This is a genomic window from Mesorhizobium australafricanum, from assembly GCF_033977265.1.
Taxonomy (GTDB): Bacteria; Pseudomonadota; Alphaproteobacteria; order Rhizobiales; family Rhizobiaceae; genus Mesorhizobium; species Mesorhizobium australafricanum.
The window spans coordinates 1-663 of the sequence record NZ_JAVIIT010000067.1; the positions used below are offsets into that span (position 1 = coordinate 1).

Consider the following 663-nt stretch of genomic DNA (forward strand, 5'->3'; position numbering starts at 1 on the left):
CAGCGCGCCGATCCCGAGCAGTTCGACGATGTGGTCGAAATTCTCCGGCGGCGTCGTCTTCGGCGCGAACCAGCGGCCGTAACCAAGGTTCTGGCGCACCGAGAGGTGCGGAAAAAGCCGGCCCTCCTGAAAGACGTAGCCGAAGCGGCGTCTGTGCTTTGGCACGAAGACGCGGTTCTCGGTGTCGAGCAGCACTTCGCCATCGCCCATCAACCGGCCACGGTCAGGCTTCGAGAGCCCGGCGATCACCCGCACCAGCGAGGTCTTGCCCGAGCCCGAACGCCCGAACAGAGCGGTGACGCCGCCTGCCGACGTAAAGCTCGCATCGAGCACGAATTCTCCCAGCGTCTGCTGTGCCTCGACGATGAGGGTCATTCGATATCGACCCTCCTGCCGACCAGATAGGCCATGAACTCGGAGGCAAGCAGCGCGGCGAAGGAAATGACGATTGCGACCAGCGTCAGCCGCATCGCGCCGGCATCGCCGCCTGGCACCTGCGTGAACGTGTAGATCGCCGACGAAAGGGTCTGGGTTTCACCGGGAATATTGGAAACGAAGGTGATCGTCGCGCCGAATTCGCCCATTGCCTTGGCGAAGGCGAGGATCATGCCGGCGATCACACCCGGCAGGATGAGCGGCAGGGACATGGTGACGTAGGCAGAG

2 protein-coding genes are annotated in these 663 nt (G+C 63.5%); both read right to left on the bottom strand.

Annotated features, from left to right (window positions below; translation table 11 throughout):
- Nucleotides 1-375, bottom strand: a 375-nt coding sequence (locus RFM98_RS31195; protein ID WP_320312298.1) for an ATP-binding cassette domain-containing protein, incomplete at its 3' end; no start/stop codon positions are given.
- A partial coding sequence (locus RFM98_RS31200) for an ABC transporter permease (protein ID WP_502572763.1) occupies nucleotides 372-663 on the bottom strand: 292 nt, incomplete at its 5' end. The genes RFM98_RS31200 and RFM98_RS31195, both read right to left, overlap by 4 nt.